This is a genomic window from Pseudomonas sp. 28 E 9 (genome assembly GCF_900004785.1).
Classification (GTDB): Bacteria; Pseudomonadota; Gammaproteobacteria; order Pseudomonadales; family Pseudomonadaceae; genus Aquipseudomonas; species Aquipseudomonas orientalis_A.
In genome coordinates, this window is record NZ_CVTK01000047.1 from 197,939 (window position 1) to 214,374 (window position 16,436).

The following is a 16,436-nucleotide window of genomic DNA, read 5'->3' on the forward strand; positions in this document are numbered from 1 at the left end:
TCCAATCCGTTCGGATCAGTGGCCGCTTGCTTCCGGCCCGGCTTTCGCGCCAAACGGCGGCTTGGCCAGCCATACCAGCAACAATCCGCAGTTGGCCCTGCCTGGCGCTTGATACCTGACAACACACATCCAATGTGGGAGGGGGCTTGCCCCCGATGAGGGTGTGTCAGTTGATACATCTGTAACTGACCCACCGCTATCGGGGGCAAGCCCCCTCCCACAGTTGATTGCATTTCAGCCCTAGGCAGTCAGTGCCCCGAAGCCGCAGGCCCCGCCTTGGCGGTAAACGGCGGCTTGGCCAGCCACACCAGCAACATCAAGCCCGCGAAGATCCACCCCATCAACGTGAAGTAGTCCACGGTGGACATCATGTAGGCCTGGCTGGTGAGGATCTGGTCCAACTGCGCATACGCTTTCTGCCCCGCCCCGCCGAGGGCCTGTATCGCGTCGCGCGTGGTCGAGTCATAAGTGGTCATGTTCTCGCTCATGTACGCATGGTGCTGGTCGGCGCGGCGAATCCAGATCCAGGTGGTGAGCGAGGCCGCGAAGCTGCCGCCCAAGGTGCGCAAGAAGGTTGCCAGCCCCGCGCCGTCGGCAATCTGCTGCGGCGGCAGGTCCGACATCAGGATGCTCAAGGTCGGCATGAAGAACAGCGCCACGCCGATCCCCATGAACAGCTGCACCAGGGCGATGTGGGTGAAGTCCACCTCATTGGTGAAGCCTGCGCGCATGAAACAGCTCAAGCCCATCGCCAGGAACGACAACCCCGCCAGCAGGCGCAAGTCGAATTTGTGCGCGTATTTGCCCACGAACGGTGACATCAGCACCGGCAGAATGCCGATCGGCGCCACCGCCAGGCCGGCCCAGGTGGCGGTGTAGCCCATCTGGGTTTGCAGCCACTGCGGCAGGATCAGGTTGATGCCAAAGAAGCCCGCGTACCCGCCGATCAACACAATGGTGCCGATGCGGAAGTTGCGGTAGGCGAACAGGCGCAGGTTCACCACCGGGTGCTTGTCGGTCATCTCCCAGATCACGAACACCGCCAGGGCAATCGCCGAGATTACTGCACCGATAATGATGAAGTTGGATTCGAACCAGTCCAGGTCATTGCCCTTGTCGAGGATGATCTGCAAGGCGCCGACACCGACGATCAGGCTCAACAACCCCACATAGTCCATCGGCTGGTAGCTGGTGACCACCGGGCGTTTCTTCAACTGCGCACGCACCACCATCACCGCAAAGATGCCGATCGGCACGTTGATGAAGAAGATCCACGGCCAGCTGTAGCTGTCGGTGATCCAGCCGCCGAGGATCGGTCCCGCAATCGGCGCCACCACCGTGACCATCGCCAATAGCGCCAGGGCCATGCCGCGCTTGGCCGGTGGGTAGACCGCGATCAGCAGCGTCTGGGTCATCGGGTACAACGGCCCCGCCACCAGCCCCTGCAGCACGCGAAAGCCGATCAACTCGGGCATCGAGGTGGAAATCCCGCACAGGAACGAGGCCAGCACGAACAGCATGGTCGCCCACAGGAACAGCTTCACCTCGCCGAAGCGCCGGCTCAACCAACCGGTGAGTGGCAAGGCAATGGCGTTGCTCACCGCAAACGAGGTAATGACCCAGGTGCCCTGCTCCGAACTCACGCCCAGGTTGCCGGAAATGGTCGGCAACGCCACGTTGGCGATGGTGGTGTCGAGCACCTGCATGAAGGTCGCCAGCGACAGCCCGATAGTGGCCATCAGCAGGCTGGGTGGGGTGAACGAGGCGTTATTGCTCATCAGCGTTGCGCAGCCTTGGGAGCGGCGACGCTGTTGTCATGGATCAACTGGTTGATCATGGCATCGGCCTCGACCAGCTGGCGGTCATACACGGTGGTGGTGAACGAAGCCTTCTGCGGTGGCTGTTGCGCCAGCACCGGGCCGCTCTGGTCGTGCAGGTCCACATTGACCACGGTGCTCAAGCCCACCCGCAACGGGTGCTTGGCCAGTTCTTCGGCATTGATATGGATGCGCACCGGCACACGTTGCACGATCTTGATCCAGTTACCCGTGGCGTTCTGCGCGGGCAACAGGGCAAACGCGCTGCCGGTGCCGGCGCCGAGGCTGTCGACGGTACCGCTGTACTTCACGTCGCTGCCGTAGATGTCCGACTCGATGTCCACCGGCTGGCCGATACGCATATCACGCAGCTGGGTTTCCTTGAAGTTGGCATCGATCCACAGCTGGTCCAGCGGGATCACCGCCATCAACGCGGTGCCCGGCTGGACGCGCTGGCCCAGCTGCACAGTGCGCTTGGCCACATAGCCGGTGACGGGTGCGATCAAGGTGCTGCGCGCGTTGGTCAGGTAAGCCTGGCGCAGTTGCGCGGCGGCGGCTTGCACATCCGGGTGGGACGAAATCACCGTGTCATCCACCAGGGCGTTGGTGGTTTTCAGTTGCTGCTCAAGGTTGGTCAAGGCGTTCTTCGCCGCGGTCAGGCTGTCACGGGCGTGGGACAGTTCTTCCTGGGAGATCGCGCCGCCCTGGGCCAGGGTCTTGCGGCGGTTGTAGTTGTCCTGGGCGGTCTGCACGTCGGCTTTCTGCGCGTTGACCTGGGCTTTCATGCCATCGACGTTGCTGTACAAGCCACGCACCTGGCGCACGGTGCGGGCCAGGTTGGCCTGGGCACTTTGCAGGCCGACGGCCGCGTCGTTGGGGTCGAAGTTGACCAGCACCTGGCCTTCGTGGACCAGGTCGCCATCGTCGGCGCCGATGCTGACCACGGTGCCGGTGACCAGCGGGGTGATTTCCACCACGTTGCCGTTCACATAGGCGTCGTCGGTGCTTTCGTTGAAGCGCCCGTAAAGCTCGTACCAGGCCCACACGCCGACGACGCCCAAGATGACGATCAGCGCCAGGCCGATCAACATGACTTTGCGTTTGCGCGGGTTGTTGTCCTTGGGTTGTTCAGTTGCGTTGTTGCTGTCGGCAGTGGCCATGACAAATACCTCAAATTATTCCGTGCGGGTGGCTGGGGTGGTCGCGGCGACGTTGTGGGCGTTGAATCCGCCACCCAGGGCCTGCATCAATTGAATCGACAGGTCGATCTGCGCAGCATTCAAGGTCGCCAACTGACGCTGGGCCTGCAGCAATTGCTGCTCGATGCTGAGCACATCCAGGTAATTACCGATGCCGGAGCTGTAGCGTTGCACCCCGGTGTCGTAGGACTGTTGAGCGATGTCGGCGGCATGTTGCTGCGCCTGGATCTGCCGCCCGGTGTCGCGCAATTGCGACAGGGTGGTGCCGATGTCGCCCAGGGCTTGCACCAGGGTCTTGTTGTACTGGGCCACGGCCAGGTCGTAATCGGCGTCGCGGGCATCGAGGTCGGCGCGCAGGCGGCCGCCGTCGAAGATCGGCAGCGATACGGTGGGTGCAATGTTGAAGAAGCGACTGGCCGAACCAAACATTGCGTCCCCCAGCAACGATTCGGCACCGGCGCTCGCACTCAGGTTGAGGTTGGGGTAGAAGCGGGTCTTGCTGGCGGCGATGTCCTTGCTCGCGGCTTCTACGCGCCACCGCGCGGCGATCAGGTCCGGCCGCCGGCCAAGCAACTCGGCGGGCAACACGGAAGGCACGGCGACGGCAGCGGGTTTCAACACCGCCGGGCGGGCCAGTTCGTTGCCACGGTCCGGGCCTTTGCCGAGCAATACGGCGAGGGCGATCCTGGCGCTTTGCAGCTGTTTTTCCGCATCGATCAACTGTGACTGGGCGCTGGCTTCCAGGCTTTCGGTCTGCTGGTACTGGTACTCGCTGTCGATACCGGAACTCAGGCGGCGCCGACTCAGGTCGAGCATCTGGCGGGTGCGCTTGAGGTCGTCCACGGCCAGGTCGCGCACGATATGCGCCTGGCCCAGGTCGCTGTAGGCCTTGGCCACGTTGGCCGCCAGGGTCAGGCGCGCGGCCTGCTGATCGACTTCGGCGGCGCGGGCCTGGCCCAGGGCGGCTTCCCAGGCAGCGCGTTGGCCGCCCCACAGGTCAAAGTTGTAATTGAAGCTGGCGCCGATGTTGCGCACGGTCGAGTAGGCATCGCCCTGCCCGCGCGGGTCCTGGTCCCTGGCCAGGCGCGAACGGCTGACACCGGCGCTGGCATCCACGGTCGGCAGGCGCGCGGCGTTGGCGGCATAGGCCGCCGCTTCGGCCTGATGGGCGCGGGCGCTGGCGACTTGCATGTCGGGGCTGTTTTGCAGGGCTTCCTGGATCAGCCCGTCGAGCTGTGGGTCGCCAAGGCTTTTCCACCAGTCGGCGCTGGGCCAGGCGGCATCCGACAGCGTCACGCCGCTCAAGGACTTGCCGGCTTGCAGGGTGTTGGCGTCCAGGCGTTGGCCCTGGGTGTCGAGGCCACTGTAGTTGGCACAACCGGCCAGCGTCATCGCCGCCAGCACCAGGCTGAGTGCGCGTGTGTTCATTGGTTACCTACCCGCAGGATCGTGATGGGGTCACCCGCAGCGATCAGGATTTTCTTGAGGATCCGTTCCAGGGTTTCCAGCTCGCCCGACTCAAGGACGCCGGCCAGTTGGTTGAGGGCCTGGGCGCCGATCTGCGGCAGCATGTCCGCCAGGCGCTGGCCGTCGGCGGTCAGCACCAACTGGACCTGGCGGCGGTCCAGCTCGGAACGTTTGCGGCTGAGCAAGCCTTTCTGCTCGAGCCGGTCGAGCATGCGCGTCATCGAGCCGCTGTCCAGGGACAGGTGGCGGCACAGCTCGGCCGGGGTGTCGACGCCGAACTGGGCCATGATGATCAACACCTTGAACTGCGCGGCGGTGATGCCGTGGGGTTCCATATGGGTGTCGATGATGCGGTCCTTGAGGATCGCAGCGCGGCCCAGCAACAGGCCGAGATGGCAGTTGTGGAAGTTGTCAGGGGTGAAGTGAGGCATTGAAAGTCACCTTATTACTGCCTAGGCAGTGAATGTGTGACGAGATATTACTGCTTAGGCAGCGAATGTCAAATGGAATAGTTAGGTTGCTTGGTAATTGACGAGAAACTTGAGTGAAATAAAGAACCAATGTGGGAGGGGGCTTGCCCCCGATGGCGGTAGGTCAGCTACAGATTAGCTGACTGAAAGACCGCTATCGGGGGCAAGCCCCCTCCCACATTTGACCCAGTTGGGTTTAGAAGTCGCGCTTGTAGAAGATATCCAGGGAGCTGGCCACGCCTGTGGCCACTTCCAGGTACACCTTCTTGCTCAGCAAATAGCGCAAGGCGATGGTGTTGGCCGGTTCGAACACCCCTACCCCGTAACGCAGGCTGAGTTTGTCGTTGATCTTGCCGCTGGCCACCACGGCAGTGCTGTTGCCGGTGCCTTGGGTATCCAGGTCGAAATCGCGGATGCCGAGTTTATTGGCGATGTCCGAGGTCACCCCGGAGCTGCCCATCAGGCCCAGGCCCAGGGCGGCTTCGGCAAGCATGTTGTTGTCTTCACCGTTGTTGGTGCGCGAACGTCCCAGCACCAGGTAGGACAGCGCGTCTTCCTGCGCCATGGCGGGCTCGGAGAAGATCTGCGTGGTCGGCTGCTCGGCGCTGCCGCTCAGGCGAATACCGGCGGTCACGGTGCGGGACGATTCGACCACCACACGCACCGCTTCGATATCCAGGAACGGTTGGTCCAACGGCCCGGCAAACAACAGCCGTGCACGGCGCACGTTGAGGCGCTGGCCGTAGGCGCGGTAGCGGCCGTCGTTAAGCCACAGCTCGCCACGGGTGTCCATGTTGTCGCCGATATGCACATGGCCCTGCACTTTGGCGGTGAGGCCGAAACCGGCGAAGTTGAGCTGGTCTTCGCCCACTTCCACGTCGATATCCATGGCCATGGCCATCGGCGGTTTGCCTTCTTCGGTCTGGCTGCCGACGATCACCGTGTCATCGGACACCTTGACCGTCGAGGGCGGGAGCTCGCGCACGGTGATATCGCCGCGCGGGATGTGCACCTTGCCGGCAATCGCCAGCTTGTCGTCCTTGAGGCTGATTTTCAGGTCGGGGGCCACTTCCAGCTTGGCATAGGGTTCGACGGTGACCGGCAGTTGCGAGCCCTTGAGGCTAAGGTCGACCACCAGGGCGCGGCCCCAGTCGATCTGGCCCTTGAGGCTGCCCTGCCCGGCCTTGCCGCTGTGCCAGCCGCCGTTAAGCTGCACGCTTTCGCCGGCGATCTGCGCCTGCAGGTTCAGGCCCTCGAGGCTGATGGGCAGTTCAGGACCCGAGACTTCACCGTCCACCAGATTCACGCTGCCGTTAACCAGGGGCGCGAGCAAACCGCCGGAGATGCGGCCATTGCCGTTGAGCTTGCCGTTGAGCTTTTCCACCATCGGCACAAAGGGTCGCGCCACGGCGAGGTCCAGGCCGGTGAGGATGAAGTTGCCGGTGATCGGCTTGTTGGCCGGCAGCGGGTTGATCTGCGCCTGCAACAGCAGTTCACCGAGCTTGCCGCCACGAAAGTTGAGCTGGGTATCGATGCGCTTGGGGTTGAGGGTGGTTTCCAGTTTCAGGGTGTCGTAGGGGAAATCCAGCCATTGGCCCTTGTCCCGCACCCGCAGGTTGCCGCCACCGGCGTCTACCGAGACCACGCCCTTCGGGCCGCTGGCCGGCAGGTCGAGTTGTACGTCGGCATTGAGCCTGCCCTGCCAGGCGAAGTCTTTGGGCAGGAACGCCGCAAGACTGTCGATAGGGAATTGCTTGAGGTGGTAGCGCAGCTTCGGCTCGGGCATCAGGCGCTGGTCTTCGCCACACAGGCTGGCGCCACCGGACACCCAGCAGTGCGCGGCGAAGGTCAGCTTGCCATCGGCCAGGCGCTCGATTTTCGCCGGAGCCTGCAGCCGCCAATCCTGGCCGCCGGCTTGTACGTCACCACTGGCCAGGCGCCCACGCCAGTTGCCGTTGTCGAGGTTGCCATCCAGGGCCAGGGCCAGTTTGAGCAACGGTCCGGCCAGGTCCAGTTGAACCTTCTGGTTCTTGATATCGCCCTGGGCGCTGGCGGTGAACGTGCCGACCTGGGTCTCGCCGCTCTGGATGCCGCTGCCCTTGAGGTCGAGCCTGGCGCGCTGGGCGCTGTCCAGTGTGGCGTCGAGGTTGAGGCTTTGCAGGCGGTTGTCGGCCAATGCCAGTTGCTGGCCCTTGAGGTCGAGCTTGCCTTGGGGCGCCTGCAAGGTGCCGGCGACATCGAGGCGGCCATTGACCTGCCCGCGCAGCTGCGGCCATAGCTGGGCCAGGCGCGCCAGCTTGATGTCGATCTGCCCGGCCAGGCGTTGCTGCAGGCTGCCGCTGCCGTTGATGCGGTTGTCGCCCAGGCGGATGTCCAGGTTGGCAAGGGTCCATTGCTGCCCCGCGCCTTCGGCCTTGGCTGCAAACACGGCGGCCTGTCCGCGCAGGCGACCCTTGAGGTCGAGGTCGGCGTTGAGCTTGAGCTGCTCGTTCTTGAATTCGCCTTTGCTGCGCAGCGGCCCGGCCAGGGTGCCGGGCAATTCGGCGACCCAGTACGCCGGGTTCAATGCCGACAGGTCCAGCGCGGTGTCCCAGGCGATACCGTCGGCAAACTGTAGGTTCAGATGGCCCTCGGCCTTGCCTTGGCCGGCGCTCAATTTCAGTTCGGGCAGGAAGACTTGCTTGAGGTCGCCGCTGAACGGCGTGACCACCGTGAAGGCGCCCGCCGGGCCGTCGAGGTCGGCCTTGAGGTTGCCCAGGTAGTTGCCGTCCTTATAGGAAACTTCACCTTTGAAGGCGCGCAAGGCCACCTGCGGTTCGTCGATCAGCGGATAGAGACGGTGCCAGGGAAAGTCCAGCCAGTCGATTTTGGCATCGGCGCTGAAACCTTGTTGCCAGTCCAGGTTGGCGCTGAGCTTGAGGCTTTGCTTGTCGCCGGCGTTCAGGTCGAGGCCGGCGATCTGCGCGCCGTTGGCGTCGACCTTGCCTTGCAGCAGTAAATCCACCGGGCCTTTTTGCGCCGGTAATACCGCCTTGCCCAGCAACTGATAACCCGCTTTAAGGTCGCCCTTGGCGCTCAGGTCCAACTGGTTGAGTTGCAAGGTGTCGGGCAGATCGGCGCTGGGCTTGAACGCCTCGGAGGTGATGCGCAACTGCGCCGGCAGGTTTTCCGCCAGGGGTTGCAACTCGCCGCTGAGCTTGGCCGGCAGGTAACCGCTGCTGTCGGCGTCGAGCTTGAGGGTCTTGAGCAGGTCGCCGTTGATGTTGAGCGCGACGGTCCAGGGTGCGCCGCCCGGAGCGTAGGGCAAACTGAGCGTGCCGGTGGCATTGAGCGGCCAATCGCCGCTGGGTTGCAGCAGGCCGGCGAGGTCCAGCACCAGGTCGTCGCGCTGCACATGGACGGAGTCGATCTGCATGCCGGCGGCGGTCCAATGCGCCGCCAGTTGCAGGCCCTTGAGTGCTTCACTGCCGTTGAACAGCAGGCTGCCGATGCGAACATCACCCAATTGGATGGCAACCGGCAGCTTCAGGTCGGGCAGCTGGATCGGCCCGCTGCTGCTTTCTTCGGTACTGGGTGCAAACGTCAGGCTGACCTGGTCCACATCCAACCGGTTGATGCACAAGGTCATGCGCAACAGGCAACCCGGCGACCAGTCAAACGTCGGCGCATTGAGCTCGACGCGGCTGCCCTCCTGCTGCCACAGCACGTGATCGGCGCTCCACTGCCCGCCCAGGCGTCCGTGAAAATTCTCCACGCTCAAGCCCGGCACCTGGCCCAGCACCCAGCGACTGCCGGCCTGGGTACCCAGCACCGCCCACAGTGTCAACAGCAACAGCGCGAGGACGGCGATCAATGCCAGGCCCGCTATTTTCAAACCACGCATCACAGCTCAGGCCCCATGGAAAAGTGCAATCGAACGCCGCCCGGATCTTCCAGGGCATGGGCCAGGTCGAGGCGGATCGGGCCCACGGGCGAGACCCAGCGCACCCCCACACCCACGCCGGTTTTGAGGCTGGGCATATCCAGGGTATTGAACGAGTTGCCCTGGTCGATAAAGGTCGCGACCCGCCATTTTTCGGTAATGGAATATTGATACTCGGCGCTCAGCGCCACCATGTAGCGGCCGCCGATGCGGTCGCCACGGTCGTTTTCCGGCGACAGGGTCTGGTATTCATAACCGCGCACGCTCTGGTCGCCACCGGCGAAGAAGCGCAGTGACGGCGGCACCGACTGGTAGCCATTGGTGGCACTGCCGCCGACTTGCGCGCGGCCCAGGAAACGGTGGTTATCCCAGAGGGTAGTCAATCCCTTGATCGTGGCGGTGCCATACAGCAGGTTGGTGTCGGAACCGAGCCCTTCCTTGGCGACCTTGCTGTCGAACATCAGGCGATAGCCGTTGTGCGGATCGATGCGGTTGTCGCTGCGCAGGTAGGAGTAGTTGATGCCCGGCATCACCAGGTTACTCAAGCCCGAGTCATTGCCCAGGCGATATTCCTCGCGCTGGTATTTGAGCGAGATGACCCGGGTCCAACCGCTGGGCAACTTGCTGTGCCATTCGGGGCCGAGGGTGAGCAGCTTGCTCAAGGTGTCGGTGTTGGCGATCTCTTCATTCTGATAGCCGCCGGCAAAACGCAATTTGTCGGTGAGCGGAGGGTCCAGCGGAATGTCGTACCACAGGCCGACGTTCTGGCGCGGCGCCGACAACTCGGCTTCCCAGCCATAACTGTGGCCCTGGGGATTGACCCAGTGGCGCGTCCAGTTGGCCTTGCCCCGCGGGCCGACGTCCGTCGAGAACCCCAGGCCCAGGCCCATGGTGCGGGGCTTGCGCGTGTCCAGTTGCACGGCCACCGGAATCACGTCATTGGTCGAGGCCGCGGGGCTGGCGTCCACGCGCACGCTTTCGAAGAAGCCACTGGCCTGCAGGTTCTGGTTGAGTTCGGCGATCAGTTCGGAGTCATAGGGTGTACCTGGCGTGAACGGCACCATGCGCTGCAACAGCTCTTCGTCAAAGGGCGTGTCGCCGCTGAAGCTGACCTTGCCCATGCTGTAGCGCGGGCCGCTGTCGTAAATGAGTTCGATGTCAGCCACGCCCGCTTGAGGGTCTACGGCCAGTTTCTGGCGGGTAAAACGCCCGCTGAAAAAGCCATAGCGCGACGCCTGATTCTGGATCAAACGCTTGGCGTCGTCGTAATGCCCGTGATTGAGCACCGCGCCGGGCTTGAGGTCATCACTGGTGGGCACGCGAAAGGCCTTGAGGCTCGCCGCCGGGCCATCGACGCGCAAGGTCACGTTGCGCAGATGCACCGGCTCGCCGGGGTCGACGGTCAGGGTCAGGCGCGGGTTCTTGCCGCCCTTCACCTCACTGGCGATCCGCGGCTGATAGAAGCCCAGCGCCTGGGCCGCTTTGCGCGCCTGCTCTTCGGCACCACGGCTGAATCGCAGCAGGGCTTCTTCGTCACGATCGCCAACACTGCCGATGTAGCCTTCGATGTTGGCTTTCAGCGCATCATTTGAGGGTTTGATCCGCACGTCCAGTTCGCTTTGCGCCAATGCGCCACAGCTTGTGAACAGCAGAATCAAGCCGCTGGTAAATCTTCCTGGAAACTTCATAGGCGCGGATGCTACACGAGCGAGAGAGGTACTTTGAACTCGGATTTATCTGAATAATTCTGTCTCAGGCCGTTGCAGTATGTAACGCCTGGGGATTGGGATGAAAAAACACATGCTCCAGGACAGGTCCTACGGCAATTTCACCGATTTCCTCGTAGCCCTGGCGCTTGTAGAAATCCAGGTAACGGGAATTGCCCGTGTCGAGCACCACGCCCGATGAGTGCGGGTCTTCGGCGCACCAGTTATGGACCGCCTCGAGCAACTGTTCGCCATAGTGCTGACCTTGCAACTGCGGGTGAATGCCGAGCAACGGCAACACATGCACCGACTCACCGGGCAGGCACGCCAGCACGGCCTGATGGTATTCCAGGTAACGCCGCGTACCGCGCACGCCGGTGCTCAACCACATGCGAATCTGCCAGGCCCAGCTCTCGGTGATGCCCAGGCGCCGCTGCGGCGGCGCGATGAGGGCGACGCCAATCAAACGGTCGTTGACGAACAGGCCGATGGCCGGAAGTTTCTGAAAGAAGTGCTGCTTGACCAGTTCGCGCACTGTTGCGCGTACCCGCTGTTCATAACCTGGACGCTCGGCTTCGAAGATGTAGGCGAAGGTCGGTTCGTGACGGTAGGCCTGGTACAACAGGGAACGCGCTTCGCGGGAATAACCGCTGTTGAGCAGGCGAATCTCGGCAGCTGCCGTCGAGGTGTCAGGCATAACAATCAATCTCCTGGACGCCATTCAAAAAGATGGCGTTCTTATGGGTACGAACCTGCGCAGCACCAGTCGTTCCCAGACATTAGCAGCGCATGCGTCCTACCGCCACGCTGGCCCCCGTCCGACTTGTCGGCTAGCATCGCCCTTTTGCCAGACTGGACCGCCGACCATGAAAATCGTCTCCTTCAATATCAACGGGCTGCGTGCCCGCCCTCATCAGCTGGCGGCGCTGATTGAAAAACACCAGCCGGACGTCATTGGCCTGCAGGAAACCAAGGTGCACGACGACCAGTTCCCGCTGGCCGACGTCCAGGCGCTGGGCTACCACGTGTATTACCACGGCCAGAAAGGCCACTACGGCGTGGCCCTTCTTTCGCGCAAGGAAGCGTTGAGTGTGCACAAGGGTTTTGCCACCGATGAAGAAGACGCGCAGCGCCGTTTTATCTGGGGCACCTTCGCCGACGAGAACGGCAACCCGGTCATCATCATGAACGGCTACTTCCCCCAGGGCGAAAGCCGCGACCACCCCACCAAGTTCCCGGCCAAACAGCGCTTCTATGAAGACCTGCAACAGTTGCTGGAAAGTCAGTTCAGCAATGACCAGGCACTGGTGGTGATGGGCGACGTGAATATTTCCCCGCAAGACTGCGACATCGGCATCGGCGCCGACAACGCCAAACGCTGGCTGAAAACCGGCAAGTGCAGCTTCCTGCCGGAAGAGCGTGAATGGATGGCCCGCCTGAAAAACTGGGGCCTGGTGGACAGCTTCCGCCACTTGAACCCTGAGGTGACCGACCGTTTCAGCTGGTTCGATTACCGCAGCCGTGGCTTTGAGGACGAGCCCAAGCGCGGCCTGCGCATCGACGTGATCATGGCGTCCAATGGCTTGCTCCCACGGGTCAAGGATGCCGGCGTCGATTATGATCTGCGGGCATTGGAAAAACCGTCGGACCATGCGCCGATCTGGCTGGAATTGAGTTAATTCCCTGACACTACTCGTCAACTTGTAGGAGCGAGCTTGCTCGCGAAAAACGTCAACGATACCGCGTGTTTACTGAACGAACGCGGTGCCTGTGAGTTTTTCGCGAGCAAGCTCGCTCCTACAGAGGGCCAGGGCGTGCCCCCTCCTACATTTTGTTCTGTGGTGTACCAGTCACATGTTTGCAATCCAACTGACTTAATCTCCCGGCACTTCCTTTGGCGCAAAAAGGTGCCGGCATGAGGCTGCGCGTTCTGTTATTGCTGACGCTTTTCCCGTTTTTCGCTGTGTCCGCCCCCCTCCCGCTTCCCGATCAAGGCCCGGCATTGCGTATCCAGGGTTCCAACACCATCGGCGCGGGATTGGGCCCGGCGCTGGTCAAGGGGTTGATGGAGCGCCAGGGTTTGCAGGGCGTGCACATCGAACCCGCCGAGGGCGCCAATGAACAGCACGTGATCGGCAAGACCCGTCAGGGTAAAACCGTGAGCATCGACGTAGCCGCCCATGGTTCCAGTACAGGGTTTGCCGCGCTGAAAAACCACAGTGCCGAGCTCGCCGCATCGTCGCGCCCGATCAAAGACAGCGAACTGGTCGACCTGGAAACCCTGGGCGACCTGAAAAGCCCGGAAGCCGAACAGGTGATCGCCATCGATGGCCTGGCAATCATCCTCAACCCCCGCAACCCGCTCAATACGCTGGACACCGAGCAACTGGCGCAGATCTTCAATGGCCGGATCAACACCTGGGAAGCCCTGGGCGGCAGTGGCGGCGCCATTCATGTGTACGCCCGCGACGACCGGTCCGGCACCTATGACACCTTCAAGGACCTGGTGCTGAACCGCCGCGACACACCGCTGGTGGCGTCGGCACGGCGTTTCGAGTCCAGTGAAGCGCTGTCCGACGCGGTCAGCCAGGACCCTCAAGGCATCGGTTTTATCGGGCTGCCCTACGTCCGCAAGGCCAAGACGGTGGCGGTGGTTGATGGCGACTCGCAACCGATGCTGCCACTGGGCAGCCTGATCGCCACCGAGGATTACCCGCTGTCACGGCGACTGTACGTTTATCTGCCGCCGTCGACGCAGAATCCCTGGGCCAAGGCACTGGTGGACTTCGCCCAGAGCAGCCAGGGCCAGGCGATCGTGGCGGCCAATGGTTTTATCGCCCAGCACGTGCAGGCAATCGGCGTGGAGCCCCGCGCTTCGATGCCCGAGGATTACCAAGCGATTGTGCGCAACGCCCAGCGCTTGACGGTGAACTTTCGTTTCGAGGAAGGCAGCGCCAGCCTGGACAACAAGGCGCGCCAGGATGTGCAGCGGGTGGTGGCCTACCTGAAAAGCCACGGCAAACTGCACAAGCAAGTGACGCTGGTGGGGTTTGGCGATGCCAAGAATGATCCGCAGAGGGCGGCGTTGTTGTCGAAGTTGCGGGCCATGGCGGTGCGCCGGGAGTTGGTGAAAAGCGGCGTCATACTGCGCGATATTCGCGGGTTCGGCGCACAGATGCCGGTGGCGGCGAATACGGCGGATGAAGGCCGGATCAAGAATCGGCGGGTGGAGGTCTGGGTGTACTGAGGCTGGTTTTTGGGGTGTTCAAGCCGGCCTCATCGGGGGCAAGCCCCCTCCCACACTTGGATGTGAATACTGTCAAAATGTGGGAGGGGGCTTGCCCCCGATTGCAGACAACGCGGTCTCACTGCCCGCCGCGCATCATCTCCTTGGGCACATACTTGCCAATCTCGAACTTGCCGATCGCCGCTCGGTGCACTTCATCCGGGCCGTCGGCCAGGCGCAGGGTGCGCTGCATGGCGTACATATAGGCCAGCGGGAAGTCATTGGACACACCGGCACCGCCATGAATCTGGATGGCGCGGTCGATAACCTTGAGTGCCACGTTGGGCGCAACCACCTTGATCTGGGCGATTTCGCTTTTGGCGACTTTATTGCCCACCGTGTCCATCATGTACGCCGCTTTCAGGGTCAGCAGCCGCGCCATGTCGATTTCCATGCGCGAGTCGGCGATCTTGTCGATATTGCCCCCCAGGCGCGCCAGCGGCTTGCCGAAGGCGCTGCGGCTGACCGATCGTTTGCACATCAATTCCAGCGCGCGCTCGGCCATGCCGATCGAGCGCATGCAGTGGTGGATACGGCCCGGGCCAAGCCGGCCCTGGGCAATCTCAAACCCGCGCCCCTCACCCAGCAGCACATTTTCGTAAGGCACGCGTACGTTATCGAACAACACTTCGGCGTGGCCGTGGGGCGCATCGTCGTAGCCGAACACCGGCAGCGGGCGCAGGATTGTTACGCCAGGCGTGTCCACCGGCACCAGGATCATCGAATGTTGCTGGTGGCGTGGCGCGTCCGGGTTGCTCAGGCCCATGAAGATCAGGATCTTGCAACGCGGATCACAGGCGCCGGAGGTCCACCACTTCTTGCCGTTGATCACCCATTCATCGCCCTGGCGTTCGGCGCGGGCGGCCATGTTGGTGGCGTCCGAGGAAGCCACGTCGGGTTCGGTCATGGCGAAGGCTGAACGAATCTCGCCGCGCAGCAGCGGCTCGAGCCAGCGTTGTTTCTGCTCTTGATTGGCGTAACGCACCAGCACTTCCATATTGCCGGTATCGGGGGCCGAGCAGTTGAACGGTTCCGGACCCAGCAACGAGCGGCCCATGATTTCGGCCAGCGGCGCGTATTCGAGGTTGGTCAGGCCAGCGCCCAGTTCGGACTCCGGCAGGAACAGGTTCCACAACCCCTCGGCTTTAGCCTTGGCTTTGAGCTCGTCCATGATCGCAGTGGGCTGCCAGCGGTCACCTTCGCTGACCTGGCGTTCGAACACCGGCTCGGCCGGGTAGACGTAAGCGTCCATGAATGCGCTGACGCGTTCACGCAGTTCCTGAACCTTGGGCGAATAGGCGAAATCCATGAGCGGCTCCCTTCTCTGAGAGGTTGTTTAGGTCATGCAATCGATGCTAGAACAGCGTTGATAATTTACCTAGCCTATTCTCGGCGTGTATTAACATTCATCACCGATATATGATTGGCGTCTGAAGACGTAAAAAATCGCCACCTGATAATAAGAGCGCAACCCCCATGAATCTGAGCAAGGTCGACCTCAATCTCTTTATCGTCTTCGACGCGATCTACACCGAAGCCAACCTCACCCGGGCCGGGCAGATTGTCGGCATCACCCAGCCGGCGGTGTCCAACGCCCTGGCACGCCTGCGCGAGACCTTCAACGACCCGCTGTTCGTGCGTACCGCCCAGGGCATGGTGCCTACGCCGATGGCGCAGAACATCATCGGCCCGGTGCGCAACGCGTTGTCGTTGCTGCGGGTTTCCGTGCAAGAGAGCCGGATTTTCAACCCGCAACAGGCGGCCAAGACTTATCGCATCAGCATGACCGACCTGACCGAAGCGGTGATTTTACCGCTGTTGTTCCAACGCCTGCGCCGCCTCGCGCCGACGGTGGTCATCGAGAGTTTCCTGTCCAAACGCCGCGAAACCACCAAGGAACTGGCCGCCGGGCGCCTGGATTTCGCCGTGGATGCGCCGCTCAACACCGACCCGCAAGTGCGTCACGTCAAGCTGATGGAAGACCGCTACGTATGCGCCATGCGCAAGGGTCACCCGATGGCGGGCAAGGACAAATTCACCCTGGATGACTACCTGTCGCTGACCCATATCCATATTTCCAGCCGCCGCAACGGCCTGGGGCATGTCGACCTCGCCCTGGGCAAGATGGGCATCCAGCGCAAAATCGCCCTGCGCTCCCAGCACTACCTGATGGCATCGCAAGTATTGCAGCAGACCGACATGGTCATGACCGTGCCCGAACGCTTCGCCCGCCGCCACGAACTGCACTGGTTCAACCTGCCCGTCAATGACGTGCCGCCGGTGGAAACCCATCTGTACTGGCATGAAAGCACCGACCAGGACCCGGCGAACCGCTGGATGCGCGAACAGATGATCGAGTTGTGCCAGCAAGTCACCGCCCACGAGAAGAAACTGGATAAGCAACAGGCTTGAAGTTGCAGGAGGCCCCAGTGTGGAGGGCTTGCAGTATCTAAACAACGCCGTAGCGCCCACCGCTAACCACGATGCGAAGCGAGCCGCTCTTGATCTTGATCTGCTTTTGATCTTGATCTCAGGCGCCCCGTTAAACCACGCTGGCCGAACGCAGGCT

General features: G+C 62.4%; 11 protein-coding genes. 3 read left to right on the forward strand and 8 right to left on the reverse strand.

Annotation, left to right across the window (positions count from 1 at the left end; translation table 11 throughout):
* Positions 1 to 248: 248 nt before the first annotated feature.
* From BFQ00_RS14920 to BFQ00_RS14950, 7 genes are all read right to left on the reverse strand, one after another.
* On the reverse strand, positions 249 to 1,778 hold the full coding sequence (locus tag BFQ00_RS14920) for a DHA2 family efflux MFS transporter permease subunit (RefSeq protein ID WP_065884903.1): 1,530 nt from the start codon (positions 1,776 to 1,778) through the stop codon (positions 249 to 251).
* Positions 1,778 to 2,977 carry an HlyD family secretion protein gene (locus tag BFQ00_RS14925; RefSeq protein WP_065933946.1) on the reverse strand — a complete coding sequence of 400 codons (1,200 nt, stop codon included), beginning with the start codon at positions 2,975 to 2,977 and terminating at the stop codon, positions 1,778 to 1,780. Before BFQ00_RS14925 ends, BFQ00_RS14920 begins: the two co-directional genes overlap by 1 nt.
* A 15-nt stretch (positions 2,978 to 2,992) precedes the next feature.
* Entirely contained in the window at positions 2,993 to 4,444 is a 1,452-nt protein-coding gene (locus BFQ00_RS14930) for an efflux transporter outer membrane subunit (protein WP_065933947.1), read from the reverse strand.
* Positions 4,441 to 4,914, reverse strand: a complete 474-nt coding sequence (locus BFQ00_RS14935) for a MarR family winged helix-turn-helix transcriptional regulator (RefSeq protein WP_065884900.1) — start codon at positions 4,912 to 4,914, stop codon at positions 4,441 to 4,443. The genes BFQ00_RS14930 and BFQ00_RS14935 overlap by 4 nt, the downstream gene beginning before the upstream one ends.
* Before the next feature lie 235 nt (positions 4,915 to 5,149).
* Positions 5,150 to 8,836, reverse strand: coding sequence for a translocation/assembly module TamB domain-containing protein (locus tag BFQ00_RS14940; RefSeq protein WP_170827562.1), 3,687 nt, complete (start codon positions 8,834 to 8,836; stop codon positions 5,150 to 5,152).
* Complete coding sequence (locus tag BFQ00_RS14945) at positions 8,836 to 10,563, reverse strand: autotransporter assembly complex protein TamA (RefSeq protein ID WP_065933949.1); 1,728 nt, start codon at positions 10,561 to 10,563, stop codon at positions 8,836 to 8,838. The genes BFQ00_RS14940 and BFQ00_RS14945 overlap by 1 nt, the downstream gene beginning before the upstream one ends.
* Before the next feature lie 64 nt (positions 10,564 to 10,627).
* Complete coding sequence (locus tag BFQ00_RS14950; protein WP_065933950.1) at positions 10,628 to 11,278, reverse strand: GNAT family N-acetyltransferase; 651 nt, start codon at positions 11,276 to 11,278, stop codon at positions 10,628 to 10,630.
* Between the two features lie 169 nt (positions 11,279 to 11,447).
* Between BFQ00_RS14950 and xthA the strand changes: the two genes are divergently transcribed.
* Together xthA and BFQ00_RS14960 are read left to right on the forward strand one after the other, a co-directional pair.
* Positions 11,448 to 12,260, forward strand: coding sequence for an exodeoxyribonuclease III (gene xthA, locus BFQ00_RS14955; protein WP_065933951.1), 813 nt, complete (start codon positions 11,448 to 11,450; stop codon positions 12,258 to 12,260).
* Between the two features lie 236 nt (positions 12,261 to 12,496).
* Positions 12,497 to 13,828 carry a substrate-binding domain-containing protein gene (locus tag BFQ00_RS14960; protein WP_065933952.1) on the forward strand — a complete coding sequence of 444 codons (1,332 nt, stop codon included), beginning with the start codon at positions 12,497 to 12,499 and terminating at the stop codon, positions 13,826 to 13,828.
* 118 nt (positions 13,829 to 13,946) lie between these two features.
* On the opposite strand, the gene BFQ00_RS14965 is transcribed toward BFQ00_RS14960, so the two are convergent.
* Positions 13,947 to 15,176, reverse strand: coding sequence for an acyl-CoA dehydrogenase (locus tag BFQ00_RS14965; RefSeq protein WP_065884894.1), 1,230 nt, complete (start codon positions 15,174 to 15,176; stop codon positions 13,947 to 13,949).
* A 167-nt stretch (positions 15,177 to 15,343) separates the two neighbouring features.
* On the opposite strand from BFQ00_RS14965, the gene BFQ00_RS14970 reads away from it, so the two are divergent.
* A complete protein-coding gene (locus tag BFQ00_RS14970; protein ID WP_027606275.1) occupies positions 15,344 to 16,279 on the forward strand; it encodes a LysR family transcriptional regulator in 936 nt (311 codons plus the stop codon).
* Positions 16,280 to 16,436 lie beyond the last annotated feature (157 nt).